20 protein-coding genes and 2 tRNA genes are annotated in these 22,549 nt (G+C 70.8%); 13 read left to right on the top strand and 9 right to left on the bottom strand.

Annotated features, from left to right (window positions below):
* The first annotated feature begins 75 nt into the window (after window positions 1-75).
* The 4 genes from ABZ016_RS33805 (at window position 76) to ABZ016_RS33790 (ending at window position 4,089) form a co-directional block, all read left to right on the top strand.
* Window positions 76-684 carry a M48 family metallopeptidase gene (locus ABZ016_RS33805; RefSeq protein ID WP_356920512.1) on the top strand — a complete coding sequence of 203 codons (609 nt, stop codon included), beginning with the start codon at window positions 76-78 and terminating at the stop codon, window positions 682-684.
* A 191-nt stretch (window positions 685-875) separates the two neighbouring features.
* Window positions 876-2,624, top strand: coding sequence for a TerD family protein (locus ABZ016_RS33800; RefSeq protein ID WP_356920511.1), 1,749 nt, complete (start codon window positions 876-878; stop codon window positions 2,622-2,624).
* A gap of 11 nt (window positions 2,625-2,635) precedes the next feature.
* Window positions 2,636-3,316, top strand: a complete 681-nt coding sequence (locus ABZ016_RS33795; protein WP_356920510.1) for an AIM24 family protein — start codon at window positions 2,636-2,638, stop codon at window positions 3,314-3,316.
* Between the two features lie 17 nt (window positions 3,317-3,333).
* Complete coding sequence (locus tag ABZ016_RS33790) at window positions 3,334-4,089, top strand: AIM24 family protein (protein WP_356920509.1); 756 nt, start codon at window positions 3,334-3,336, stop codon at window positions 4,087-4,089.
* Between the two features lie 168 nt (window positions 4,090-4,257).
* Here ABZ016_RS33790 and ABZ016_RS33785 read toward each other — a convergent pair whose 3' ends face one another.
* Together ABZ016_RS33785 and ABZ016_RS33780 are read right to left on the bottom strand one after the other, a co-directional pair.
* On the bottom strand, window positions 4,258-4,785 hold the full coding sequence (locus ABZ016_RS33785; protein WP_356920508.1) for an NUDIX hydrolase: 528 nt from the start codon (window positions 4,783-4,785) through the stop codon (window positions 4,258-4,260).
* On the bottom strand, window positions 4,782-6,233 hold the full coding sequence (locus ABZ016_RS33780) for a zinc-dependent metalloprotease (RefSeq protein ID WP_356920507.1): 1,452 nt from the start codon (window positions 6,231-6,233) through the stop codon (window positions 4,782-4,784). Before ABZ016_RS33780 ends, ABZ016_RS33785 begins: the two co-directional genes overlap by 4 nt.
* A gap of 192 nt (window positions 6,234-6,425) precedes the next feature.
* On the opposite strand from ABZ016_RS33780, the gene ABZ016_RS33775 reads away from it, so the two are divergent.
* The 4 genes from ABZ016_RS33775 to ABZ016_RS33760 all read left to right on the top strand — a co-directional run bounded on the left by ABZ016_RS33775 (window position 6,426) and on the right by ABZ016_RS33760 (window position 9,629).
* On the top strand, window positions 6,426-7,547 hold the full coding sequence (locus ABZ016_RS33775; protein ID WP_356920506.1) for an SDR family oxidoreductase: 1,122 nt from the start codon (window positions 6,426-6,428) through the stop codon (window positions 7,545-7,547).
* Between the two features lie 145 nt (window positions 7,548-7,692).
* The gene (locus ABZ016_RS33770) at window positions 7,693-8,154 is read left to right on the top strand and encodes a molybdenum cofactor biosynthesis protein MoaE (RefSeq protein ID WP_356920505.1); all 462 of its coding nucleotides are present in this window, start codon (window positions 7,693-7,695) and stop codon (window positions 8,152-8,154) included.
* A 116-nt stretch (window positions 8,155-8,270) separates the two neighbouring features.
* Window positions 8,271-8,435 carry a hypothetical protein gene (locus tag ABZ016_RS33765; RefSeq protein ID WP_356920504.1) on the top strand — a complete coding sequence of 55 codons (165 nt, stop codon included), beginning with the start codon at window positions 8,271-8,273 and terminating at the stop codon, window positions 8,433-8,435.
* 102 nt (window positions 8,436-8,537) lie between these two features.
* The gene (locus ABZ016_RS33760) at window positions 8,538-9,629 is read left to right on the top strand and encodes a PDZ domain-containing protein (RefSeq protein ID WP_356920503.1); all 1,092 of its coding nucleotides are present in this window, start codon (window positions 8,538-8,540) and stop codon (window positions 9,627-9,629) included.
* Window positions 9,630-9,809: 180 nt separating this feature from the next.
* On the opposite strand, the gene ABZ016_RS33755 is transcribed toward ABZ016_RS33760, so the two are convergent.
* Window positions 9,810-10,352, bottom strand: coding sequence for a PPA1309 family protein (locus ABZ016_RS33755; protein ID WP_356920502.1), 543 nt, complete (start codon window positions 10,350-10,352; stop codon window positions 9,810-9,812).
* 163 nt (window positions 10,353-10,515) lie between these two features.
* Between ABZ016_RS33755 and ABZ016_RS33750 the strand changes: the two genes are divergently transcribed.
* From ABZ016_RS33750 to ABZ016_RS33735, 4 genes are all read left to right on the top strand, one after another.
* Window positions 10,516-13,464 (top strand): UPF0182 family protein, encoded by a 2,949-nt coding sequence (locus tag ABZ016_RS33750; protein ID WP_356920539.1) that lies wholly within the window; start codon window positions 10,516-10,518, stop codon window positions 13,462-13,464.
* A gap of 57 nt (window positions 13,465-13,521) precedes the next feature.
* Window positions 13,522-13,595 (top strand) — tRNA-Met (locus tag ABZ016_RS33745).
* 234 nt (window positions 13,596-13,829) lie between these two features.
* The gene (locus ABZ016_RS33740; protein WP_356920501.1) at window positions 13,830-15,653 is read left to right on the top strand and encodes a sel1 repeat family protein; all 1,824 of its coding nucleotides are present in this window, start codon (window positions 13,830-13,832) and stop codon (window positions 15,651-15,653) included.
* Between the two features lie 234 nt (window positions 15,654-15,887).
* A tRNA-Met gene (locus tag ABZ016_RS33735) sits at window positions 15,888-15,961 on the top strand.
* A gap of 48 nt (window positions 15,962-16,009) precedes the next feature.
* On the opposite strand, the gene ABZ016_RS33730 is transcribed toward ABZ016_RS33735, so the two are convergent.
* The 4 genes from ABZ016_RS33730 to ABZ016_RS33715 form a co-directional block, all read right to left on the bottom strand.
* Window positions 16,010-17,140, bottom strand: coding sequence for an ABC transporter substrate-binding protein (locus ABZ016_RS33730; protein ID WP_356920500.1), 1,131 nt, complete (start codon window positions 17,138-17,140; stop codon window positions 16,010-16,012).
* Window positions 17,137-17,997 (bottom strand): ABC transporter permease, encoded by an 861-nt coding sequence (locus ABZ016_RS33725; protein ID WP_356920499.1) that lies wholly within the window; start codon window positions 17,995-17,997, stop codon window positions 17,137-17,139. Before ABZ016_RS33725 ends, ABZ016_RS33730 begins: the two co-directional genes overlap by 4 nt.
* A complete protein-coding gene (locus tag ABZ016_RS33720; protein WP_356920498.1) occupies window positions 17,994-18,761 on the bottom strand; it encodes an ABC transporter ATP-binding protein in 768 nt (255 codons plus the stop codon). The genes ABZ016_RS33725 and ABZ016_RS33720 overlap by 4 nt, the downstream gene beginning before the upstream one ends.
* Before the next feature lie 133 nt (window positions 18,762-18,894).
* Window positions 18,895-19,311 (bottom strand): Fur family transcriptional regulator, encoded by a 417-nt coding sequence (locus ABZ016_RS33715; RefSeq protein WP_356920497.1) that lies wholly within the window; start codon window positions 19,309-19,311, stop codon window positions 18,895-18,897.
* Between the two features lie 127 nt (window positions 19,312-19,438).
* Between ABZ016_RS33715 and ABZ016_RS33710 the strand changes: the two genes are divergently transcribed.
* Window positions 19,439-20,908 carry a catalase gene (locus ABZ016_RS33710; RefSeq protein ID WP_356920496.1) on the top strand — a complete coding sequence of 490 codons (1,470 nt, stop codon included), beginning with the start codon at window positions 19,439-19,441 and terminating at the stop codon, window positions 20,906-20,908.
* 100 nt (window positions 20,909-21,008) lie between these two features.
* On the opposite strand, the gene ABZ016_RS33705 is transcribed toward ABZ016_RS33710, so the two are convergent.
* Together ABZ016_RS33705 and hisN are read right to left on the bottom strand one after the other, a co-directional pair.
* A complete protein-coding gene (locus ABZ016_RS33705; RefSeq protein WP_356920495.1) occupies window positions 21,009-21,401 on the bottom strand; it encodes a CBS domain-containing protein in 393 nt (130 codons plus the stop codon).
* 131 nt (window positions 21,402-21,532) lie between these two features.
* A complete protein-coding gene (hisN, locus tag ABZ016_RS33700; RefSeq protein ID WP_356920494.1) occupies window positions 21,533-22,333 on the bottom strand; it encodes a histidinol-phosphatase in 801 nt (266 codons plus the stop codon).
* Between the last annotated feature and the right edge of the window lie 216 nt (window positions 22,334-22,549).

Below are 22,549 nucleotides of genomic sequence, written 5' to 3'. Positions count from 1 at the left end.
GCGGCCGGTCGGGGCACTGGCAGCGAACCGTCCAGGAGCCGGGACTTCCCCGGGTGCAGCGGGTAACGTCGGGGTGTGCCCGCCGACCCACTGCACCGCTCCGGAAAGCCGTACCGCAGCACGACGAGCCAGCCGCCGAGCGGCTCGGGGGCGAGCGCGATCGAGGTCCGCAGGAGCAGTCGCCGCCGCAGAACGGTCTCCGCGTACCGCGAGGGCGATCGCACCGTGGTGCTCATCCCCGCCCGGATGTCCGAGGCGGAGGAGCAGCGCTGGGTGAACGTCATGCTCGACAAGCTGGCCGCCCAGGAGAGCAAGCGGACCCTTGGCGACACCGAGCTGGCCGAGCGGGCCCGGCAGCTTTCGGACCAGTACTTCGGCGGGCGGGCCCGGCCCGCGTCGGTGCGCTGGGTGACCAACCAGAACACCCGCTGGGGGTCCTGCACCCCGTCCGAGGGCAGCATCCGCCTGTCGCACCGCCTCCAGGGCATGCCCGAGTACGTCGTCGACTACGTCCTCCTCCACGAACTCGCGCATCTGCTCGTCCCCGGACACGGCCCCCGCTTCTGGGAGCTGCTGAAGGCCTATCCGCGCACGGAGCGGGCCCGGGGCTATCTCGAAGGCGTGGTCGCCGCCGAGCGGTTGCCGCACGTGCCCGGTGCGCGTGGTGAGCGCCCCGCGGAGTGAGCGGCCCGGAAGGACCGGCCCGCGGGCCCAGGTGGAGCGGGCGGGGTGAGTGACCGCTTTCCCCGGGCGAGCAGCGGATACGGCCGGGCGAGGGTTCTGTACCGGCTCTGTACCGACCTCGTCCGGTGTCAGACTTTGCCGTTAGCCTGGCGCGACGCAATCACATTCTGGATGGGGGACGGTCGTTACGCATGGCCAGGGAATTCCAACGCGGCCACAAGGCCAGGATCAGTGACCTCACCGCGGGCACGGATCTGTACGTAGGCGTGCAGATCTCCGGCCCCGGACTGAGCTTCGACATCAGCTGCTTCGGCCTCGACGCCGACGAACGCCTCTCGGACGACCGGTACTTCGTCTTCTACAACCAGCCGAAGTCCCCCGAGGAGGCCATTCAGCTCCTGGGTGCCCAGGCGGGCGACACGGAAAGCTTCCGGGTGACGCTCGACCGGATCCCGCCGCAGATCCAGAAGCTGTCCTTCACGGCAACGCTCGACGGCGCCGGACAGATGTCGCAGATCGCCCCCGGCTACATCCGTATCGTCGCGGGCGGCGAGGAAGTGGCCCGCTACCCCTTCAGCGGCTCGGAGTTCTCCACCGAACGGGCCGTCATGCTGGGCGACTTCTACCTGAAGGACGTCTGGCGGTTCGCCGCCGTCGGGCAGGGCTTCGACGGCGGACTCGACGCGCTGCTGAAGAACTTCGGCGGCGAGGTGGCCGAGGAGGAGACGCCCGCACCCGCCCCGCAGCAGCCGCAGGCCGGCACCGCCCCGGGCTTCGCGCCGCCCGCGTTCGGCGTTCCCGCGACGCCGGAACCCGCCCCGGCACCCGCCCCTGCGCCCGCACCGGCACCGCCCCCCGCGCCCCAGCCCGCCGCGCAGGGCTTCGCGCCCCCGCCGGGCGCCACGACGCCTCCGGCGCCGGGGCCCGCGCCCCAGGTGCACGCCGCCCCGACCATCGTCGCGCCCATGCACACCCCGCCCGGCGGCTCCCCCGTACCACCCCCGGCCCCGGCGCCCGCGCCCTACGGCCAGCCCGGCCAGCAGCAGCCGCCGTACGGCCAGGCCCCCGGCCAGACCGCCCCGCCGCCCCCCGGCTACGGCTCCCCCCAGGCACCCCAAGCGCCCCAGGCCCCGGCCCCGCCGCCCGGTTACGGCCAGCCCACCCCGCCCCCCGGCTACGGCCAGCAGCCACCGTTCGGACAGCCAGGGCAGGCCCCGCAGGCCCCCTACGGCGCTCCTCAAGGGGCTCCCCAGGGCACTCCGCAGGGGGCCCCGCAGAGTCCCGGTGTGACCGCCGCGCTCCAGCAGTTCAAGGAGACGCCCACCGGGCAGCGCTGGACGCAGCAGAACAAGAAGCTCGTGCGCGTGGACCTCGGCATCGGCGGTCAGCCCGTGCTGGCCCGGCAGGGCAGCATGGTGCTCTACCAGGGCAAGGTCGACTTCAGCTACAAGGGCGCCGGCTTCGCCGGCCGGATCGTGGGCAACGCGACCGGCCAGGAGATGCAGCTGATGCGCTGCACCGGCCAGGGCCAGGTGTTCCTCGCCGAGAACTCCACGATGCTGCACCCCATCGAGCTCCAGGGCGACGCCGTCTGCGTCTCCGCCGAGAACGTCCTCGCCTTCGACGAGGGCCTCCAGTACGAGGTCCGCCGCATCGAGGGGCACGGCATCCCCGGTGGCGCCCTGTTCACCATGCAGTTCCAGGGCACCGGCACCCTCGTCGTCAAGACGCACGGCACGCCCGTCGTCCTGCCCGTCACCCCCACCACGTTCGCCGACTGCAACGCCGTGGTCGCCTGGTCGGCCGCCGCCCAGGTCGTCGTCTCCAGCCAGGTGCGGATGCGCCGTAACGCCTACCCCGGTGACACCGGAGAGAGCGTCAACCTCCAGTTCCGGGGAGCGCCCGGGAACTTCATCGTCGTCCAGCCGTACGAGGTCTGAGGGAGCCCGTCATGACACAGCAGCTCGCGGGCCACGCCCCCGCCCCCGTCACCGCCCGCATGGAGAACCACGGCAACCACATGCTGAAGGTCGCCATGCAGACCGGGAACGACCTCTTCGCCCGCGTGGGGTCGATGGTCGCCTACGAAGGGTTCGTGCAGTACGAGCCCAACCCGCCGGCCGTGCGCCAGATCGCCAAGGACTGGCTCACCGGCGAGGGCGCGCCCCTCATGAAGTGCTCCGGGGACGGCCTGCTCTACCTCGCCGACTACGGCGCGAACGTCGTCGTCATCAGCCTGGGCGGCGACGGCATCTCCGTCAACGCCACCAACCTGCTCGCCTTCGACGCCCACCTGACGTGGGGCGTCGAGCGGGTCAAGGGCCTGGCGAAGTTCGCCGGGCAGGGCCTGTGGAACACCAGGATCTCCGGCCAGGGCTGGGTCGCGCTGACCTCCCGGGGCAAGCCCATCGTCGTCGACTGCGGAGGCGGCGAGGACGAGACGTACGTCGACCCCGACGCCCTGGTCGCCTGGTCCCCGAACCTCAAGGTGAAGGGCAAGCGCAGCTTCCGGGCGCAGTCGCTGATCGGCCGCGGCAGCGGCGAGGCCTACCAGATGGCCTTCTCCGGTCAGGGCATCGTCGTCGTCCAGCCCAGCGAGGACAGCACCGACCGCCTCCGGGTCCGGGGCTGAGGGGGAGCCAGAAAGCCATGCAGAGCCCGATTTTCGCCTACAACGAGCAGCAGACCCGGGACCGCTGGAGTCTGCAGAACAAGCAGATGCTGCGCGTCGCCCTGGAGGGGCACGACGACATCCTGGCCCGCAAGGGCACCATGGTCGCCTACCAGGGCCTCGTCGAGTTCGACGCCGAGTTCCAGAGCAACCAGCAGTCACGTGCGCGTGCGCAGACCGGTGAGGGACTCGACCTGATGCGCTGCCACGGGCAGGGCACGGTCTACCTCGCCAACCTCAAGCAGCACATCCACGTGATGGAGGTGGAGCAGGACGGCCTCACCGTCGACAGCAGCTACGTGCTGGCGATGGACTCCTCCCTGCACCACGAGGTCATCGCCGTGGACAGCCTGTACGGCATCTCCGGCTCCGGGAAGTACCAGCTCAACATCACCGGCCGGGGCAAGGTCGCCCTGATGACCTCGGGCATGCCGCTGCTGCTGCAGGTGACGCCCGACAAGTACGTCAACTGCGACGCCGACGCGATCGTCGCCTGGTCGACGAGCCTGCGGGTGCAGATGCAGGCCCAGACGCACTCCTCGGGGGTGTGGCGGCGCCGCGGCAGCACCGGCGAGGGGTGGGAACTGAGCTTCATGGGCAGCGGCTTCGCGCTGGTCCAGCCCAGCGAGCTGCTGCCACCGCAGGGCGCCCAGATCGGCTCCGGTCTCGCCGCGCAGTACGGCATGGGCCAGCAGGGGGCCAGGGGGCAGAACCAGGGTAACGTCTGGAGCTGAGCGCTCCGCTGGGTTCGGCCGGTGGGGTCCAGGGAGCTGCGGGCTGGTTCTCGGCTGCCGGTCGTGTGTGGCCGGTCGCGCAGTTCCCCGCGCCCCTGAGGGGCACATCCACGCCGTCAGGACGGAAAGTAATGGGCGGCCGCCTCAGCGGTCGCCCATTACGCGTCCTCAGGCCGCGAGCCTCGCGCGTGTGGCCTTCAGCAGCCGCACGACCGACTCGTCCGCCACCTCCGGGACCTCGTCGTACCCGAACCAGCGCACGTCGAGCGACTCGTCGCTGACCGCGTGCGCGGCGTCCGGTGGTGCCACGACCGCGTACTGGACGTCGAAGTGGCAGTGGCACGGCGGGGGGATCGGGTGCCGGTCGAGGCGGACCGGGCCGCCGGGCAGCAGAGCGAGCCCCGAGACGCCGGACTCCTCCGTCGCCTCACGCAGGGCCGCGTCGGCGAGGGAGGCGTCGCCCGGTTCGCAGTGGCCGCCCATCTGGAGCCACATCTGCAGCTTCCTGTGCAGGGTCAGCAGCACCCGGCCGCGCTCCGGGTCGATCACCAGGGCGCTCGCCGTGATGTGGCCGGCCCCGCACGCCTTCCAGAGGCCGTCCGGGTGCTCCGCCAGGTGGTCGAGGTAGGCCTGGCACAGCTCCGTCTGGTCCTCGTAGCCCTTGAGCACGAGGACCGCGTCGTCGTACAGGCTCACTCGGCGTCGTCGCCCTTGCTGTCGTCCTCGTCCTTGTCCTTCTTCCTGAGGTCGGGCTTGTCCGCCGCCTCGCCGAGCATCTTGTCCAGCTCGGAGAAGTCGATCTGCTCGCGGTGCACGAAGCCGTCCGGGTCGTCCAGGTCGGTCGCCGTCGGCAGCATGTCCGGGTGCGCCCACACGGCGTCCCGGCCATCGACACCGCGCGCGTCCGTGAGCGAGGCCCACAGGCGGGAGGCGTCACGCAGGCGGCGCGGGCGCAGCTCCAGACCGATCAGCGTGGCGAACGTCTGCTCGGCAGGGCCGCCCGAGGCGCGGCGGCGGCGCAGCGTCTCGCGGAGGGCGTCCGCGGACGACAGACGGGGCTTCGCGGCGGCGTGGACCACCGCGTCCACCCAGCCCTCGACGAGGGCCAGAGCCGTCTCCAGACGGGCCAGGGCGGCCTTCTGCTCGGGCGTGTCCTCGGGCTGGAACATGCCCTGCTGAAGAGCTTCCTGGAGCTGCTCGGGGTTCTGCGGGTCGAACTGTCCGACCACGTCCTCCAGCTTGGCCGTGTCGACCTTGATGCCTCGGGCGTAGCCGTCGACCGCGCCGAACAGATGCGAGCGCAGCCACGGCACGTGCGCGAAGAGGCGCTGGTGGGCGGCCTCGCGCAGGGCGAGATACAGCCGCACCTCCTCCTGGGAGACGCTCAGGTCCTTGCCGAACGTCTCGATGTTGACCGGCAGCAGCGCGGCCTTGCCGGCCGGGCCGAGCGGCAGGCCGATGTCGGACGAGCCGACGACCTCACCGGCGAGCACACCGACGGCCTGCCCGATCTGCGTACCGAACATGGCGCCGCCCATCGAGCGCATCATGCCGATCAGAGGGCCGGCCATGGCCTGCATCTCCTCCGGCAGGACGTCGCCCATGGCGGTGCCGACGCGCTCGGCGACCGGGTCGACGAGCTCCTTCCAGGCGGGCAGGGTCGCCTCGACCCACTCCGCGCGGCTCCAGGCCACCGCGGAGCCGGCGCCGGACGGCAGCGACGTGGCGTCGTCGAGCCAGAGGTCGGCCAGGCGGACGGCCTCCTCGACGGCCTTGCGCTCGGCGGGGCCGACGCTCGTGTCCTTGGTGCCGTCAGGACTGCCCTGGGAGACAGTCTGGCGGGCGATCTGCTTGGCCATGTCCCAGTTCACCGGGCCGCCCTCGTAGGAGAGCATCTGGCCCAGCTGCTGGAACGCGGCGCCCAGGTCGTTGGGGTTCAGAGAACCGAACATGGCTGCGAACGGATTGTCCGCACCGGGGCCACCGGGGCCGCCGCCAAAGCCTCCGGCTCCGGGCAGGCCGCCGAAACCGAAGGGGTTGGCCGGTCCCTGACCACCACCGCTCTGCTGGTCCTTCTTCTTGCCCTCGTCGCCGTCGTCCGGCTCCTCCGGCGGAAGGCCGAATCCGAATGGGGTGTCACTCACGGGATTCCTCGGCTGGTAGGGCCGCCGGTTCTTTCCGGCGGCACGGCTGCCCGACATCACCACCCAGCGTAGACACCCGGGGCGGATCGGGCCTCGGTGCTTCGCCGACTGACAGCCTGCGGCAGGATGGATGCCACCTGGTACGCATGCGTCGCACGCGCTCGTACTGAAGACAACCGCTGGAGACGCCCGGTGAGTTCCCCAGATCCGCAGGTTCGCGCAGCGCGAAACCAGTCAACCAGTTCGGCGAGCGCCGCGGCACGCGGACCCGTCGTCGCGGTCACCGGCGCCGCTTACGGCGTCGGCGCCCTGCTCACGGAGCAGCTCGCCGCGTCCGACGAGGTCAAGCAGGTCGTGGCCATCGACGAACGGCGCGGCGAGTGCGCGACGGCGCAGTGGCACATCCTGGACGTGCGGGATCCGGCCATCGCGGACAAGCTGCGCGGCGCCGACGTCGTGGTGCACCTGGCGCTGGACCTGGACCTGGAGACCGACGCGGCCGCCCGGACGGCCTACAACGTACGGGGGACACAGACGGTCCTGACGGCGGCCGCGGCGGCCGGTGTGCACCGGGTCGTCCTGTGCACCTCGACGATGGTCTACGGGGCCCTGCCGGACAACGAGCTGCCGCTGTCGGAGGACGCCGAACTGCAGGCCACGGCGGAGGCGACGGGCGTCGGCGACCTGCTGGAGATCGAGCGGCTGGCGCGCCGGGCACCCCGGGCGCACCCCGGGCTGAACGTCACGGTGGTGCGGCCGGCCGTCCTGGTCGGAGGCACCGACACCGCGTTGACCAGGTACTTCGAGTCCCCTCGACTGCTCGTCGTCGCCGGTTCGCGGCCCGCGTGGCAGTTCTGCCACGTCGAGGACCTGTGCAGCGCGCTGGAGTACGCCGTTCTGGAGAAGGTCGACGGGGAACTGGCCGTCGGCTGCGAAGGGTGGCTGGAGCAGGAGGAGGTCGAGGAGCTCAGCGGCATCCGCCGGATGGAGCTGCCGTCGGCGGTCGCGCTGGGTGCGGCGGCGCGACTGCACCGGATCGGGCTCACCCCGTCTCCGGCCGGGGACCTGGCCTACACGATGTACCCCTGGGTGGTGAGCGGCAGCCGGCTGCACGACGCCGGGTGGCGCCCCCGGTACACCAACGAGGAGGTGCTGGCGGAGCTCCTGGAGGAGGTCTCCGGCCGGCACACGGTGGCCGGGCGGCGCCTGGGCCGCAAGGACGCGACGGCCGCGGGTGCCGCGGGCGCGACGGTGGCGCTGCTGGGCGCGGCGGCGGTGGTGCGGCGGGCCCGGAAGGCCCGGCGGCGGATCTGACCGACACGCCGTCCCGGCCCGGCGTGTCGCGCACCGCCGCAGGAGAGTCCGACCGTCGTGGTCGTAGGAGAGTCCAAGGCCTCCGCGCGCGTGCCGGTCGATGGCTCTATTCCGCGCTGCGCGTCGCGTGCGGCACGATGGGGGCATGGCATCCACGATCGATCACCCCGGTGAGCAGGCCGCGCAGGACCCGATCAAGCTGATCGGGATTCGGGACACGGCCCTCTCCCTGGACGAGGTGTTCCGGGCCGTCGGGGACGACGCGGCCGGCGGCACCGCGCTCTTCGTGGGGACGGTGCGGAACCACGACGGGGGCGCCGACGTGGCGGAGCTCGGGTACTCGTGCCATCCCAGTGCCGAGACCGAGATGAGGCGGATCGCCGAGAAGGTCGTCGCCGATTTCCCGGTGCGGGCGCTGGCCGCCGTGCACCGGGTCGGGAACCTCCGGGTCGGGGACCTCGCCGTGGTCGTCGCCGTCTCGTGCCCGCATCGCGGAGAGGCCTTCGAGGCCTGCCGGAAGCTGATCGACGACCTCAAGCACGAAGTGCCCATCTGGAAGCACCAGAAGTTTTCCGACGGCACCGAGGAGTGGGTGGGCGCCTGCTGATCCGGGAGGCGGGCTCTCCGGTTGCGTAACCGCACCCCTGGCGTGAGCGTTGTCACTGCGGATGGTTAATCTGCTGATCAGTCAGTTGCGGACGCTCAAAGGGGTTGGAGGTCGGCATGGCGGCGCTCGCCTGGTTGCTGATTCCGCTTGTGGCTGCGATCGGCGGCGGCCTCTGGGGCAGTTGGGCCAACCGGACCCGAAAGGCTCGGGGCGACGGCCCGGAACTCACCGGCTACGCCCGCTTCCGGGAGGCCATGGAGAAGCCCCGACAGGGCAGCTGAAGGTCAGGAAAACAGCAGGTCACAGTGGTTTGAAAGGTCAGGGCCGCCCCGTACGGGCGGCCCTGACGGTGCGCTGACAGGACCGTCCCGTACTGTCGAGTCATGCCACGCCGCACCGCGACGATGCTCGCCTCCACCCTGATGCTGATCGCGCTTCTGTGCGCGGGAGTGTTCATCCCCGTGCCGTATTCGGAGATGTCCCCGGGGCCCACGGTGAACACCCTCGGCGATCACGACGGCGAGCCGGTGCTGCAGATCGCGGGGCACAAGACGTACCCGACCAGTGGCCATCTGAACATGACCACGGTCCGGGTCACGAGCGCCGACTACCGGATGAACCTCGTCGAGGCCGTCTACGGCTGGCTCGCGCACGACAACAAGATCGTGCCGCACGACACGCTCTACCCGGACGGCAAGACCGAGGAGCAGTCCACCCAGGAGAACGCCGAGGAGTTCAGCCAGTCCCAGGAGAGCGCCAAGGTCGCCGCGCTGAAGAAACTCGACGTCCCGGTGAAGTCCTGGGTGATCGTCTCGACGGTCGTCAAGGACTCCCCGGCCGAGGGCAAGCTGCACGCCGGGGACGTGATCAAGGCCGTCGACGGTACGACGGTGAAGGAGCCGGCCGACGTCGCCAAGCTCGTCACGAAGCACAAGCCGGGCCAGGACGTCCGCTTCACGATCGTGCCCGCCAAGGAGCAGGCCGCCGCGGAGAAGGAGAAGCGGGCACCGAGCAAGACGCAGAACATCACCATCATCACCACGACGTCCGACGACACCCTCGAGAAGCGCGCGATCGTGGGGATCTCCGCGGGGACCGACCACACGTTCCCGTTCACCGTCGACATCAAGCTGGCCGACGTCGGCGGGCCGAGCGCCGGTCTGATGTTCGCGCTCGGCATCTACGACAAGCTCACGCCCGGCAGCCTGACCGGGGGCAAGTTCGTGGCCGGCACGGGGACGATCGACGACCAGGGCAAGGTCGGGCCGATCGGCGGCATCGAGATGAAGACCGTGGGCGCGCGGGCGAAGGGCGCGCGGTACTTCCTGACGCCCGCCGACAACTGCGCGGCCGCGGCCAAGGACACCCCCGAGGGCCTCACCCTGATCAAGGTGGACACCATCGGGGACGCCCTGGGCGCCCTCAAGGACCTGCGCAGCGGCGACACCGCGGACCTGCCGAAGTGCACCAAGTAGTTCGGGGGGCCGGGGACGGGCAGGTCGGACACGACCGGCCGGGCCGAGGCGCCCGGGACCGGTGGGGCTGACGCGACCAAGGGGACCAGCGGGACCGGCAGGCCGCCCCGCGCAAGTAGCCGACGGGATCGGCGGGCCGCATCCGCCCCGCTGCCGGGGCCCGCGTCCGCTGCGGCCGGCCTACTCCTCGAACGTCGCCGCCAGGGCCTCCGCCAGCCCCGGTACCAGGTCGGAGCCGGTGAGGACCTCCGTGGGGGAGTCCTTCTCGCGCAGCCGCAGGGCCGAGTCGCGGGCGCCGTCGCGCAGGACCGCGACCGTCATCCGGACCTCCTGGCGTTCCGGGTGCTCCGCCACCCACTTCGTCAGCGCGGCCTGGTCGAGGTTCTGGGGCACCTGGGCCTCCGCGGACGGCGGCAGCATCAGGCGCTCCACGGCGAGGGCGCAGCCGGCCACGGCGTCGGGCCAGGCGATGGTGGCGAGGAACTCGTCGAGCGGCTTGCCCGTTGGCACCTCGTCCTGCTCGATCGGGGTGAGGCCGGAGTTCTCCGGCTCGTTGTCCAGACCGAGCCGGTCCGCGAGCGAGGGCTGCTCGGCCCGGAGCCGTGCGGTGTCGACGAGGGCGAAAAGGCGGGCGGGCTGGTCCCAGCCGAGGCCGGAGACGTACTCGTCGATCTCGAGGACGGCCCGGGTGAGCGGGTTCGCAGCCATGGGAGTGTTGGACATGGTCACAATCCTGCCTCGTTCCTGACCGGAATCGGGAACCGAGTAAACGGTGAGTAAGTTGCATAGGTGGGGGCCCACGATCACGGGGGCCGCGCAGGGTCCGTGAAGACGCGGGCCTGACGAATCAACAGCGACATTCGAGGTGCGCACCTTGGCTTTCCAGATGCCGGACCGCGGCGGAGGCCCGACGGGGCCGCGGATCAGAGTGGGCCGCCCGTCCCGGCGAGTCCGGACCCTGCTCATGACGCTGGGCGTCCTGGCCGTTCTCGGCATGGCGTTCACCATGTTCGCGGGCTTTTGGACGGACTGGCTCTGGTACCGGTCGGTGAACTACTCGTCGGTCTTCACCACCACCCTGTGGACCAAGATCGGGCTCTTCTTCGTCTTCGGTCTGCTCATGGCCCTGGCGGTCGGCTTCAACATCTGGCTGGCGCACCGGCTCCGGCCGCCGCTGAGCGCGATGTCGATGGAGCAGCAGAACCTCGACCGCTACCGGATGGGCATCGCGCCCTACAAGAAGTGGCTGCTGCTCGGGATCACCGCCCTGGTGGGGCTGATCGCCGGCGCCTCCGCGTCCGGCCAGTGGCGTACCTGGCTGATGTGGGTCAACGGCGTGCCCTTCGGCGAGAAGGACCCCCAGTTCAAGCTGGACGTCTCCTTCTACGCCTTCGACCTGCCCTGGTACCGGTTCCTGCTCGGCTTCGGCTTCGCCGCCGCGATCCTGTCCGTGATCGCCGCCGCGCTCACGCACTACCTGTACGGCGGGCTGCGCGTCACCAGCCCGGGCGCCCGCGCCACGGCGGCCGCCACCGGGCACCTGTCGGTGCTCATCGGCGTCTTCGTCGCCCTCAAGGCGGTCGCGTACTGGCTCGACCGGTACGGACTCGCGGTGAAGTCCAGCGACTTCAGGGCGACCGACAACTGGACGGGCCTGCGGTACGTCGACGCCAACGCCTACCTGCCGGCCAAGACGATTTTGTTCTGCATCGCGGTCATCTGCGCACTGCTGTTCTTCGCCACCCTCTGGCGGCGCACCTGGCAGCTGCCCGTGATCGGCTTCGGGCTGATGGTGCTCTCCGCGATCCTCATCGGAGGCCTGTACCCGGCGATCGTGCAGAAGTTCCAGGTCCAGCCGAACGAGCAGGCCAAGGAAGCGCCGTACGTCGAGAAGAACCTCGAGGCGACGCGCAAGGCGTACGGCATCGACGGCACCAAGGTCACCGACTACTCGGGCACCAGCAAGACCGAGGACAAGACCAAGCTGCGCGACGACGTCGACTCCACGGCGAGCGTCCGGATCATGGACCCGAACATCGTCTCGCCGACGTTCCAGCAGCTCCAGCAGATCAGGAACTACTACGCGTTCCCGACCAATCTGGACGTCGACCGCTACGCCAAGGACGGCAAGGACCAGGACACGGTCATCGGCCTGCGTGAGCTGAATCTCGCGGGCATCCCGAAGAAGAACTGGATCAACAACCACTTCCGTTACACCCACGGCTACGGAGCGGTCGCCGCCGAGGGCACCAGCGCCGACGCCCAGGGCCGGCCGAACTTCACGGAGTCCGACCTTCCCTCCGAAGGCGACCTCGGCACGTACGAGCAGCGCGTCTACTACGGCGAGAAGACCACCACGTACTCGATCGTCGGCGGTCCCCAGAAGGAGATCGACTACTCCGACGACAACGGCGAGAAGACCACCAGCTACAAGGGCGACAGCGGGGTCAACCTCTCCAACCCGGTCAACCGGGCCGCGTACGCGGTGGCGTTCGGCGAACCGCAGATCCTCTACTCCGGCGCCATCGGCGACGGTTCGCGGATCCTGTACAACCGCACGCCCAAGGAGCGCGTCGAGTCGGTCGCCCCGTGGCTGACCATCGACGGCGACGCCTACCCGGCGGTCGTGGACGGCAAAATCCAGTGGATCGTCGACGCGTACACGACGACGAACGGCTACCCCTACTCCTCGCGTACGACCCTCGGTGACACGACCGCCGACTCGCTGACCGCCACCAACGACAGCCGCGCGGTGGTGGCGCAGCAGAACCAGGTCAACTACATCCGTAACTCGGTGAAGGCGACCGTCGACGCGTACACCGGCAAGGTCAAGCTCTACCAGTGGGACACCAAGGACCCCGTCCTGAAGACCTGGATGAAGGCCTTCCCGAACACGGTGGAACCCAAGAGCGACATCTCCAAGCCGCTGATGGATCACCTGCGCTACCCCCAGGACCTGTTCAAGGTCCAGCGGGAGCTGCTCACGCGCTACCACGTGAAGGACGCGACGACGTTCCTCAGCGGCAGCGAGGTGTGGCAGGTGCCGGACGACCCGACGAACCGCTCGGGCAGCGCGGTGCCGCCGTACTACCTGAGCATGAAGATGCCCGACCAGCAGGCGCAGGCGTTCTCACTGACGACGACCTTCACGCCCAACGGCCGGGACAACCTCAGTGCCTTCATGGCGGTCGACGCCGAGGCCGGCACCAGTGACTACGGCAAGATCAGAATCCTGAAACTGCCGACCAACACCACGGTGAACGGACCCAAGCAGGTCCAGAGCCAGTTCAACTCCCAAGAGGACATCGCCGAGTCCATCAGGCTCCTGAGAGGCGGCGACTCCGAGGTGGAGTACGGCAATCTGCTGACGGTCCCCCTCGACGGAGGACTGCTCTACGTGGAGCCGGTCTACGTACGAGGTGGTGGACTGAAGTACCCGCTGCTGCGGAAGGTCCTCGTGACCTACGGAGGCCAGACCGCCTTCGAGAACACGCTCGACGAGGCCCTGAACAAGGTCTTCGGGGCGGAGGGCGCGAGTCCCGAGCCCCCGGCCGACGGTGATACGACACCACCGCCGACGTCCGACAACCCGACGGTCCAACAGGCCCTGGAGGACGCCCAGAAGGCGTTCGACGCGGGCCAGGACGCCCTCAAGAAGAACGACTGGGAGGCGTACGGCAAGGCGCAGAAGGACCTCGAGGACGCCCTGCGGCGGGCCGAGGACGCGCAGGCCGCGGAGAGCCGGACCGGCGGCGCCGGGGGCGGCGAGAACAAGCCCAGCGACAAGCCCAGCGGCAGCCCGAGTGGCAGTCCGAGCCCCAAGCCGAGCAGTTAGGCGCCTGGCCTGGTCAAATGCCCGTCCCGCGCCGTGATACGGTTGTGAACACAACGGCGCGGGGTGGAGCAGCTCGGTAGCTCGCTGGGCTCATAACCCAGAGGTCGCAGGTTCAAATCCTGTCCCCGCTACTGAAGTCACGTTGTCCGAGTGACAGCGCGACACCGAAGGCCCGGATTCCACAGAGGAATCCGGGCCTTCGTGATGTGTGAACGCATGTGCTGGCGTGTGCTGTGGCCGTGCCGCCGGGGGGAGTTGTGCAATCTGTGTTTGACTTGTCTCTCTGTGGGCATGTCGACAAAACGCTGTAGTGACCTCAATGGCTGCGGTATACCAGGTGTACCCCGGCTGCAGGTGGTGCGACGATGGACGTTATGGGGGACAAGGCAACTCTGTTCGAGACAGGGCGTTTTGTGCAGCCTTCCAGCCGGGAGGACACCGACACCCCGGACGAGACCGGGGAAATCGCCGACGAGGCGGCCGAAGAGCTGCGTCAGCGGCTCGCCGCGGAGGCCGGCGACGTCGAGGCGATGAGTGTCCTCGGGGCCATGCTGCTGCGCCGTGGTGATCTCGACGGTGCCGAATCCCATCTGCGTGCCGCCACCGCGGCGGGCGACCGCGCCGCGGCCAACAACCTCGGCGTCCTCCTCCACCAGCGCGGCTACGCCGACGAGGCCGCAGGCTGGTGGCGGATCGCCGCCGTCGCCGGATCCGCGGCGGCCGCGCACGCCCTCGGCCGGCACCACCGCGAGCGCGGCGACGAACCCGCCGCCGAGTACTGGCTGCGCCAGTCCGCCGAACAGGGCCACACCCTGGGCGCTTACGCCCTCGCCGACCTGCTGGAACACCGCGGCGACACCGCGGCCGAGCAGTGGCTGCGGGTCGCGGCCGAACGCGGACACAGGGAGGCGGCGTACCGGCTGGCGCGGGCGCTGGACCGGAACGCGACACGGGAGGCCGGTGGTGACAACAGTGTCCCGGCGCCGGCGGAGGCCGAGCAGTGGTACCGGCAGGCCGCGGCGCGCGGCCACCGGCGGGCGGCGCTGCACCTCGGGGCGATCCTGGAGAAGCGCGGCGAGCTCAAGGAGGCCGGGCGCTGGTACCTGACGTCCGCCAAGGACGGCGAGGCGCGGGCCGCCTGCGCCCTCGGGTTCCTGCTGCGTGACGCGGGCGACACCGAGAACGCCGCCGTGTGGTGGCTGCGGGCCGCCCAGGACGGCGACGGCAACGCGGCGAACGCCCTGGGCGCCTTGCACGCCGAGCGGGGCGAGACCCAGACCGCCGAGCGCTGGTACCGGGCCGCGATGGACGCGGGCGACGTGAACGGCGCGTACAACCTGGGGCTGCTCTGCGCCGAGCAGGGGCGCACCCAGCAGGCCGAGCAGTGGTACCGGCACGCGGCCTACGCCGGACACCGGGAGGCCGCGAACGCGCTGGCGATCCTGCTGCTGCGGGGCGGGGACGAGTCGGGCGCCGAGCCGTGGTTCTCCAAGGCGGCGGAGGCCGGCAGCGTGGACGCCGCCTTCAACCTGGGCATCCTCCACGCCGGCCGGGGCGAGGAGCGGGCCGCGCTGCGCTGGTACGAGCAGGCCGCCGCGGCCGGGCACACCGAGGCGGCCCTCCAGGTCGGCATGGCGCGACTGCGGGACGGCGACGAGCAGGAGGCCGAGCGGCACCTGCGGTGCGCGGCCGGGGGCGGGAGCGCGGAGGCCGCGTACCGGCTGGCGACCGTGCTCGACGCACGGCGACCGCCGGAGCCGGCGCACGAGCTCGGGGAGCCGGTGCACCGGCGGAGCGAGTGCGAGGAGTGGTACGAGCGGGCCGCCACGCAGGGGCACCGTCGGGCGCAGGTGCGGGTGGGCATGCTCGCGGCGGCCCGGGGAGACGTCGTCGAGGCGGCTCGGTGGTACCGGGAGGCGGCCGAGGCCGGGTCCCGCAACGGCGCGTTCAATCTCGGGCTGCTGCTGGCCCGGGAGGGGAGTGAGCCCGAGGCCGCCGTGTGGTGGACGCGGGCGGCCGATGCGGGGCATGGGCGGGCGGCGTTGCGGCTGGCCCTGGTCTACGCGCGTCGGGGGGAGCTGGCGGAGGGGCAGCGGTGGGCTGATCGGGCTGTGTCGCTGGGGCCGGTGTCGGTGACCGAGCGGGCGGAGCGGTTGCGGGATGCGTTGCGGCAGGAGCTGTCTGCTTGAGCAGGGCTTGTGACCTGGTGCTCGGCGTTGGTGCTGAGGGCGGGGCGTTGCGCATCCCGGCGGAGCGGGGTGCCGCTGCGCCCACCCTCCCCCAAGCTCTCGGCTTCGCTCGAGCAGGGGGGACCCCCATCGCCCCAGCGGCACGACTGCCCGCAGCTGGGTCGGCCGCGCGCCCGCGGCGCACTAAGCGATTTGCATCTGCCCTCTCCGCTCACGTAACGTTGCATTCACCGACGCGGGGTGGAGCAGCTCGGTAGCTCGCTGGGCTCATAACCCAGAGGTCGCAGGTTCAAATCCTGTCCCCGCTACTGAAGGCCGAGGGCCGGAATCCGGAAGGGTTCCGGCCCTCGGTGCGTTCAGCGGCGGTGGCCGACCGCCTCCTCGTAGAGGGAGCGGGTCACCGTCTGCGACTCCGGGAGCGATTCGCCTTCCGCCACCCCCTGGGCGCGGTAGGCCGCCTGGAGGCGGTCCGTCGTGCCCGTGCGGATCTCCCAGTCCATGCGGAGGGACGGGGTGGAGCGGAGGATCGCCGCGTCTGTCTTCAGGAGTCCCGCCAGGTAGGTGACATAACTCTCCTTCCGCTTGTAGTCGCCCGCGAAGTACGTGTTCACCGTGCGGATGTACGCCCGCAGCAGGGCCACCCCCGCGTCCACGTCGTCGTTCAGCAGGCTCGGGCCGTACAGCATGCCGCCCAGGGGTTCGCCGGCCGGCTGGCCGCCCAGGAAGGCGTAGCCGGGTTGGCCGTCGCCCCGTCGCCACACCGGGTCCAGCAGCCATGCGGAGTCGACGCCGCCGTTCTGGAGGGCCGTGAGGACGTCGGCCGAGCCGAGTTGCTGGTAGCGGATCCGGTCGAGGCCGCCGCCGTGCCGCTCCAGGACCTGTTCCATGGGGTAGGCGATCACCGAGCCCTTGCCGATCATCGTGCCGAGTCTGCGGTCGGCCATGCGCACGGCGGTCGCCGTCTCGCCGTCCTTCAGCCGGACCCACAGGCCGCTCCTGGACTTCGGGTCCGGCGAGAAGTTCCCCGCGACCCAGCGGATGGTGAAACCGCCCCGGACGCCGTTCATCACGGCCGCCTCCGGGGCCGCCCAGAGCGCGTCGATCTCGCCCTTGGCCAGCAGCGGGAGCGCCTCGGGTGTCGGCAGCACCTTCAGGGTGATGTCGAGGCCCTCCTTCTCGAACTCGCCCTTGTCGAGTGCGACGCGGAGCGGTGCCACGTACTCGGCGCCGAGGGTGCCCGTCGCGATGGTCAGCTTCCGGGGCTCGGGGAGGCGCCGCGGGGGAGGGGAGCCCGGGCGGCAGCGGGCCGGGGAGCGGTCGGGGGCGAGGTCGGCGGGGTCCGTCCAGGAGCCGGTGCCGCAGCCTTCGACCGGGCGGACCGTGCGCGTCCGCTCGTCCGCCTTCGGCGCCGAGGTCCCGGCGGACGGGGACGAGCAGGCCGCCGACACCAGCAGGGCGCCCACGACCAGGGCGAGACGTCGCCTCATGACTGCCCCCGCCCCCGGTCGCGCGGTGCCCACGGCGTGAGGAGTCGTCCCGCGAACCGGACCAGTTCGGAGAAGAGCACACCGAGGACGGCGACGCAGACGATGCCGACGAACATGACGTCGTTCTGGAACAGGGCGCGGGAGTCGAAGATCAGGTGGCCCAGGCCGTCGGTCGCGGCGATCTGCTCGGAGGCGACGATCACCAGGACCGCCACGCCCGCCGCGATCCGCGCGCCGACCAGGACGGCGGGCAGGGAGGCCGGGAGCGTGACGTGGCGGAACATCTGCCACGGGGAGGCGCCGAAGACCCGGCCGGCGTCGCGGTGGCCGTCGGGGACCGCCATCACCGCCGACATCGTGGAGATCCAGACGAAGAAGAAGACCGTGGCCGCCACCAGGGCCACCTGCGGGCCCTCGCCCAGGCCGAACATGTTCAGGAAGACGGGGAGAAGGGCCAGCTTCGGCACGACGTACAGCGCGTCGAGGAGCGGTTCCAGGGCGGCCCGGACCAGCGAGAGCGAACCCATCAGCAGGCCCAGCAGGTAGCCCGCCGCCGTGCCCACGGCGTAACCGGCCAGGACGCGCTTGGTCGTCGCCCACACGTCCGGCCACAGATCACCGGCCGCGGCCCGGTCCCAGCCGTCCGCGAGGATGGTGGACGGCGCCGGGTAGACGCGGTCGTCGATCCAGCCCCGGGCGGCCGCCAGCTGCCACAGCAGCACAAGGAAGGTGGGTACGGCCGCGGCGAGGGACAGTTCGAGGGCGCGGCGGCGGCGATGGGCGCGTACGGGACGGAGTTCGCGCGGGCCCGGTCGGCGGACCAGGACCGAGCCTCTCGTCTCGGGAGCGGTGGTCATGCGGGCACCGCCTCCTTCCGCAGCAGATCCCACAGCTCGCTCTTCAGTGCGGAGAACTCGGGGGTGGCGCGGACGTCACCGGTGCGCGGGCGCGGGAACGGCGGGTGGTGCTCGGCGATGATCCGGCCCGGGCGGGCGGACATCACCAGGACGCGGTCGCCGAGGACGATCGCCTCCTCCAGGCTGTGGGTGATGAACAGGGTCGTCGTGCGCAGTGCCTGGGTGATCTCCAGCAGCTCGTCCTGGAGGATCGTGCGGAGCTGCGCGTCCAGGGCGGCGAAGGGCTCGTCCATCAGCAGCAGTTCGGGCTCGACCGCGAGCGCCCGGGCGATGGCGACCCGCTGCCGCATGCCGCCCGAGAGGGTCGCCGGGTAGGCGTGCGCGAAGTCGGCGAGGCCCAGGCGGGACAGCCACTCGGAGGCCCGGGCGTCGGCCTCCCGGCGTGGGACGCGCTGCACGTCGAGGCCGAAGCGGACGTTGGCCTGGACGGTCTTCCAGTCGTAGATGCCGTAGTCCTGGAAGATCATGGCGGCCGGGCGGGGACCGGCGGTCCGGATCTCCAGCGTGCCGTCGCTGGGACGGAGCAGCCCGGCGGCGATGCGCAGCAGGGTGGACTTGCCGCACCCCGAGGGGCCGACGAGGCAGACGAACTCGCCTGGGGCGACGGTCAGGTCGAGGGGGCCGAGGGCGGCGACCGCACGGGGGCCCCGGCCGAAGGCGCGTGTCAGGTGATGGGCGGTGACTTTCGGATACGGCTCTCCCACTTCGGTCTCCTCGCGGAGTGCGGAACGGACTGGTGGGTGCCGTTGACCATATGACGACCCGTCAGATACGGGAAGTGTGCGGGCATGCACAAGCCCCGGCACCCATGGGTGCCGGGGCTGTCGTGCGGAAAGGTCAGGCGGCCGCGCAGTTCGGGCAGACGCCGCGGTACGTCATCTCGACGTCCGAGATCGTGAAGCCGAAGCGCTCCGAGTCGGGGAGGTCCGCCATCGGGTTGCCGACCGGGTGGACGTCCCGGATCGCGCCGCACCGGGCGCAGACCAGGTGGTGGTGCGGCTGGTGGGCGTTCGGGTCGTACCGCTTCGCGCGCTGGTCGGTGGAGACCTCGAGCACCTCGCCGAGCGACACGAGCTCACCGAGCGTGTTGTAGACGGTCGCGCGGGAGATCTCGGGCAGCTTGGCGACGGCCCGGGCGTGGACCTCGTCGGCCGTCAGATGGACGTGCTCGCCGTCGAGGACCTCGGCGACGACACGTCGCTGCGCGGTCATCCGCCAACCGCGTCCGCGCAGCCGTTCCAGAAGGTCACTCATGACCACCAGCCTAACAGCAAAAGGGACCAGGTTCCGAACAGGTGTGAAGTTAGAGCTCCGCTTGCTTTAGACAAAGTCTATTGTAGGATCGAGAACGACTTTGGTCGATGGACAGGATCGGTCAGGAATGGCGCAGGAGGCGTACGTGACGCAGGGACCGCTCACCACGGAGGCCGGTGCTCCGGTCGCCGACAACCAGAACAGCGAGACCGCGGGCGCGGGCGGGCCGGTACTCGTCCAGGACCAGCTCCTGCTGGAGAAGCTCGCCCACTTCAACCGGGAGCGCATCCCGGAGCGGGTCGTGCACGCCCGCGGCGCCGGCGCGTACGGCACCTTCACGGTGACCGCAGACGTCACCCCGTACACCCGCGCGGCCTTCCTCTCCGAGGTCGGCAAGCAGACGGAGACGTTCCTGCGCTTCTCGACCGTGGCCGGCAACCTGGGCGCGGCGGACGCCGTCCGTGACCCGCGCGGCTTCGCGCTGAAGTTCTACACCGAGGAGGGCAACTACGACCTCGTCGGCAACAACACCCCGGTGTTCTTCATCAAGGACGCCATCAAGTTCCCGGACTTCATCCACACCCAGAAGCGCGACCCGTACACCGGGTCGACGGAGGCGGACAACGTCTGGGACTTCTGGGGCCTGTCGCCCGAGTCCACGCACCAGGTGACCTGGCTGTTCGGCGACCGCGGCATCCCGGCCTCCTACCGCCACATGGACGGCTTCGGCTCGCACACGTACCAGTGGCAGAACGAGGCCGGCGAGGTCTTCTGGGTCAAGTACCACTTCAAGACCGACCAGGGCATCAAGAACCTCACCCAGGCCGAGGCCGACCGGCTCGCCGGTGCGGACCCCGACTCCCACCAGCGTGATCTGCGCGAGTCCATCGAGCGCGGCGAGTTCCCCTCCTGGACCGTGCAGGTGCAGATCATGCCGGCGGCGGACGCGGCGACGTACCGCTTCAACCCGTTCGACCTGACCAAGGTCTGGCCGCACGCCGACTACCCGCCGATCGAGATCGGCAAGCTGGAGCTCAACCGCAACCCGGAGAACATCTTCGCCGAGGTCGAGCAGTCGATCTTCAGCCCCGCCCACTTCGTGCCGGGCATCGGTCCGTCCCCGGACAAGATGCTCCAGGGCCGCCTCTTCGCGTACGGCGACGCCCACCGCTACCGCGTCGGCATCAACGCCGACCACCTGCCCGTGAACCGCCCGCACGCCACCGTGGCGCGCACCAACTCCCGTGACGGCCACCTCTACGACGGCCGCCACCAGGGCGCGAAGAACTACGAGCCGAACAGCTTCGGCGGCCCGTTCCAGACGGATCGGCCGCTGTGGTCCGCCACGGCCGTGCACGGCGTCACGGGCAACCACCCGGCTCCGGTGCACGCGGAGGACGACGACTTCGTGCAGGCGGGCAACCTCTACCGCCTGATGAGCGAGGACGAGAAGGAGCGGCTGATCGCCAACCTGGCGGGCTTCATCGCCAAGGTCTCGCGGGACGACATCGCCGAGCGGGCGATCGCCAACTTCCGCCGGGCCGACGAGGACTACGGCAAGCGGCTGGAGGCCGCGGTCCAGGCCCTGCGCGGCTGAACTCCAGCGCTGGACCGCTTGCGGTGGCGGACGGGCCGGGCTCCCTCGGGGGTCCGGCCCGTCCGTCCTGTACTCGTGCTGTCCTGTGTGTCCCGTGCTGTCAGGCCGGCACGTGCTGCCTCGCAGGTACCCAGCAGCGGATGATGTCGCGGACCGAGACGATGCCGGCGGGTTCGTCGCGGTCCAGCACGATGAGGTGGCGGAAACCGCCGTGTGTCATGGCGCGGGCCGCCTCCTCCAGGGTCCAGGCCGGTGCGGCGAACACGACGTCGGTGGTGGTGTGGGCGTGGGCGCGCTCCGTGTCCGGGTCCTGGCCCCGGCCCACGGAGTTGAGGATGTCGCGTTCGGTGAGGATGCCGATACCGCCGGCGTCGGGGTCGTGGACGATGGCCGCGCCGACCTTGCGGGCGGACATCAGTGCGGCGGCCTGGCGAAGGGTGTGGGTCGGGCCGATCGTGAGGACGACGGTGCTCATGGCGTCACGGACGAGCATGGATGGAGCCACCTCCCGGGAGTGTCCCCGCCGTTTGTTCATTGTTTCACAAATTCACAAGCGGGTGGACTTTCAGGGTGGCAGGTAAAGGGAGGGTCAACAAGGGGGCGCTCGGTAACAGCGGGGGGTGCTCAGTAGCGCTGGTTGAGATACCCGAGCAACTCGTCGTGCAGCAGGCCGTTCGACGCGGCCGCGTTGCCGCTGTGCGGGCCCGGGCGGGAATCGAGGCCCGTGAAGGTGCCGCCGGCCTCCGTGACGATGATCGCCGTGGCGGCCATGTCCCACAGGGACAGCTCCGGCTCGGCGCACATGTCGACGGAGCCTTCCGCGACCATCATGTACGGCCAGAAGTCGCCGTACGCGCGCGTGCGCCAGACCTCGCGGGTGAGATCCAGGAAGCCGTCCAGGCGGCCCTGCTCCTCCCAGCCACTGAGCGAGGAGTACGCGAAGGAGGCGTCGGCGAGCTTGGAGACCTGGGAGACCTTCAGCCGGGAGGCCTTGGTGAGGCTGCGGCCGGTGAAGGCGCCGTGGCCCTTCGCTGCCCACCAGCGGCGGCCGAGGGCGGGGGCCGAGACGACACCGACGACGGGCTGGAAACCGCCCTCGCCGGCTTCCATGAGCGCGATGAGGGTGGCCCAGACGGGGACGCCGCGGACGTAGTTCTTGGTGCCGTCGATGGGGTCGATGACCCAGCGGCGGGGGCCGGTGCCCTCGACGCCGTATTCCTCGCCGAGGATCGCGTCCCGGGGACGGGCGCGCTGGAGCTGGCCGCGGATGAGTTCTTCCGCGGCCTTGTCCGCTTCGGTCACCGGCGTCATGTCCGGTTTGGTCTCGACCTTGAGGTCGAGGGCCTTGAACCGGTCCGTCGTCGCGGCGTCGGCGGCGTCGGCGAGGACGTGGGCGAGACGCAGGTCGTCGAGGTAGTCGGGCATGTAAGGAACGGTATCTGCCGAGCTAGGGGTGGGGCTACCGGGGGATTGTGGGTGGATGTGGGGGCGTTGTGGGGGCTCGGGGTTCATCGGGTGCTCGGGGTTGGTGCTCGGGTCGGGGCGTTGCGCAGCCCGGCGGAGCGGGGTGCCGCTGCGCCCACCCGTGCCGCCCTCAGCGGCACGACTGCCCGCAGCGGGGTACGGCCGAAACGCGCCCCC

The sequence above is a fragment of the Streptomyces sp. NPDC006372 genome, from assembly GCF_040612515.1.
Classification (GTDB): Bacteria; Actinomycetota; Actinomycetes; order Streptomycetales; family Streptomycetaceae; genus Streptomyces.
This window is presented reverse-complemented; position numbering and strand designations above follow the sequence as displayed.

Bases quoted from the DNA above. Each gene is read 5' to 3' on its own strand.
- ABZ016_RS33800 (WP_356920511.1), top strand. From the start codon at position 876: ATGGCCAGGGAATTCCAACGCGGCCACAAGGCCAGGATCAGTGACCTC.
- ABZ016_RS33795 (WP_356920510.1), top strand. From the start codon at position 2,636: ATGACACAGCAGCTCGCGGGCCACGCCCCCGCCCCCGTCACCGCCCGC.
- ABZ016_RS33790 (WP_356920509.1), top strand. From the start codon at position 3,334: ATGCAGAGCCCGATTTTCGCCTACAACGAGCAGCAGACCCGGGACCGC.
- ABZ016_RS33770 (WP_356920505.1), top strand. From the start codon at position 7,693: ATGGCATCCACGATCGATCACCCCGGTGAGCAGGCCGCGCAGGACCCG.
- ABZ016_RS33765 (WP_356920504.1), top strand. From the start codon at position 8,271: ATGGCGGCGCTCGCCTGGTTGCTGATTCCGCTTGTGGCTGCGATCGGC.
- ABZ016_RS33760 (WP_356920503.1), top strand. From the start codon at position 8,538: ATGCCACGCCGCACCGCGACGATGCTCGCCTCCACCCTGATGCTGATC.
- ABZ016_RS33755 (WP_356920502.1), bottom strand. From the start codon at position 10,352: ATGTCCAACACTCCCATGGCTGCGAACCCGCTCACCCGGGCCGTCCTC.
- ABZ016_RS33750 (WP_356920539.1), top strand. From the start codon at position 10,516: ATGCCGGACCGCGGCGGAGGCCCGACGGGGCCGCGGATCAGAGTGGGC.
- ABZ016_RS33740 (WP_356920501.1), top strand. From the start codon at position 13,830: ATGGACGTTATGGGGGACAAGGCAACTCTGTTCGAGACAGGGCGTTTT.
- ABZ016_RS33730 (WP_356920500.1), bottom strand. From the start codon at position 17,140: ATGAGGCGACGTCTCGCCCTGGTCGTGGGCGCCCTGCTGGTGTCGGCG.
- ABZ016_RS33725 (WP_356920499.1), bottom strand. From the start codon at position 17,997: ATGACCACCGCTCCCGAGACGAGAGGCTCGGTCCTGGTCCGCCGACCG.
- ABZ016_RS33715 (WP_356920497.1), bottom strand. From the start codon at position 19,311: ATGAGTGACCTTCTGGAACGGCTGCGCGGACGCGGTTGGCGGATGACC.
- ABZ016_RS33710 (WP_356920496.1), top strand. From the start codon at position 19,439: ATGGCGCAGGAGGCGTACGTGACGCAGGGACCGCTCACCACGGAGGCC.
- ABZ016_RS33705 (WP_356920495.1), bottom strand. From the start codon at position 21,401: ATGCTCGTCCGTGACGCCATGAGCACCGTCGTCCTCACGATCGGCCCG.
- hisN (WP_356920494.1), bottom strand. From the start codon at position 22,333: ATGCCCGACTACCTCGACGACCTGCGTCTCGCCCACGTCCTCGCCGAC.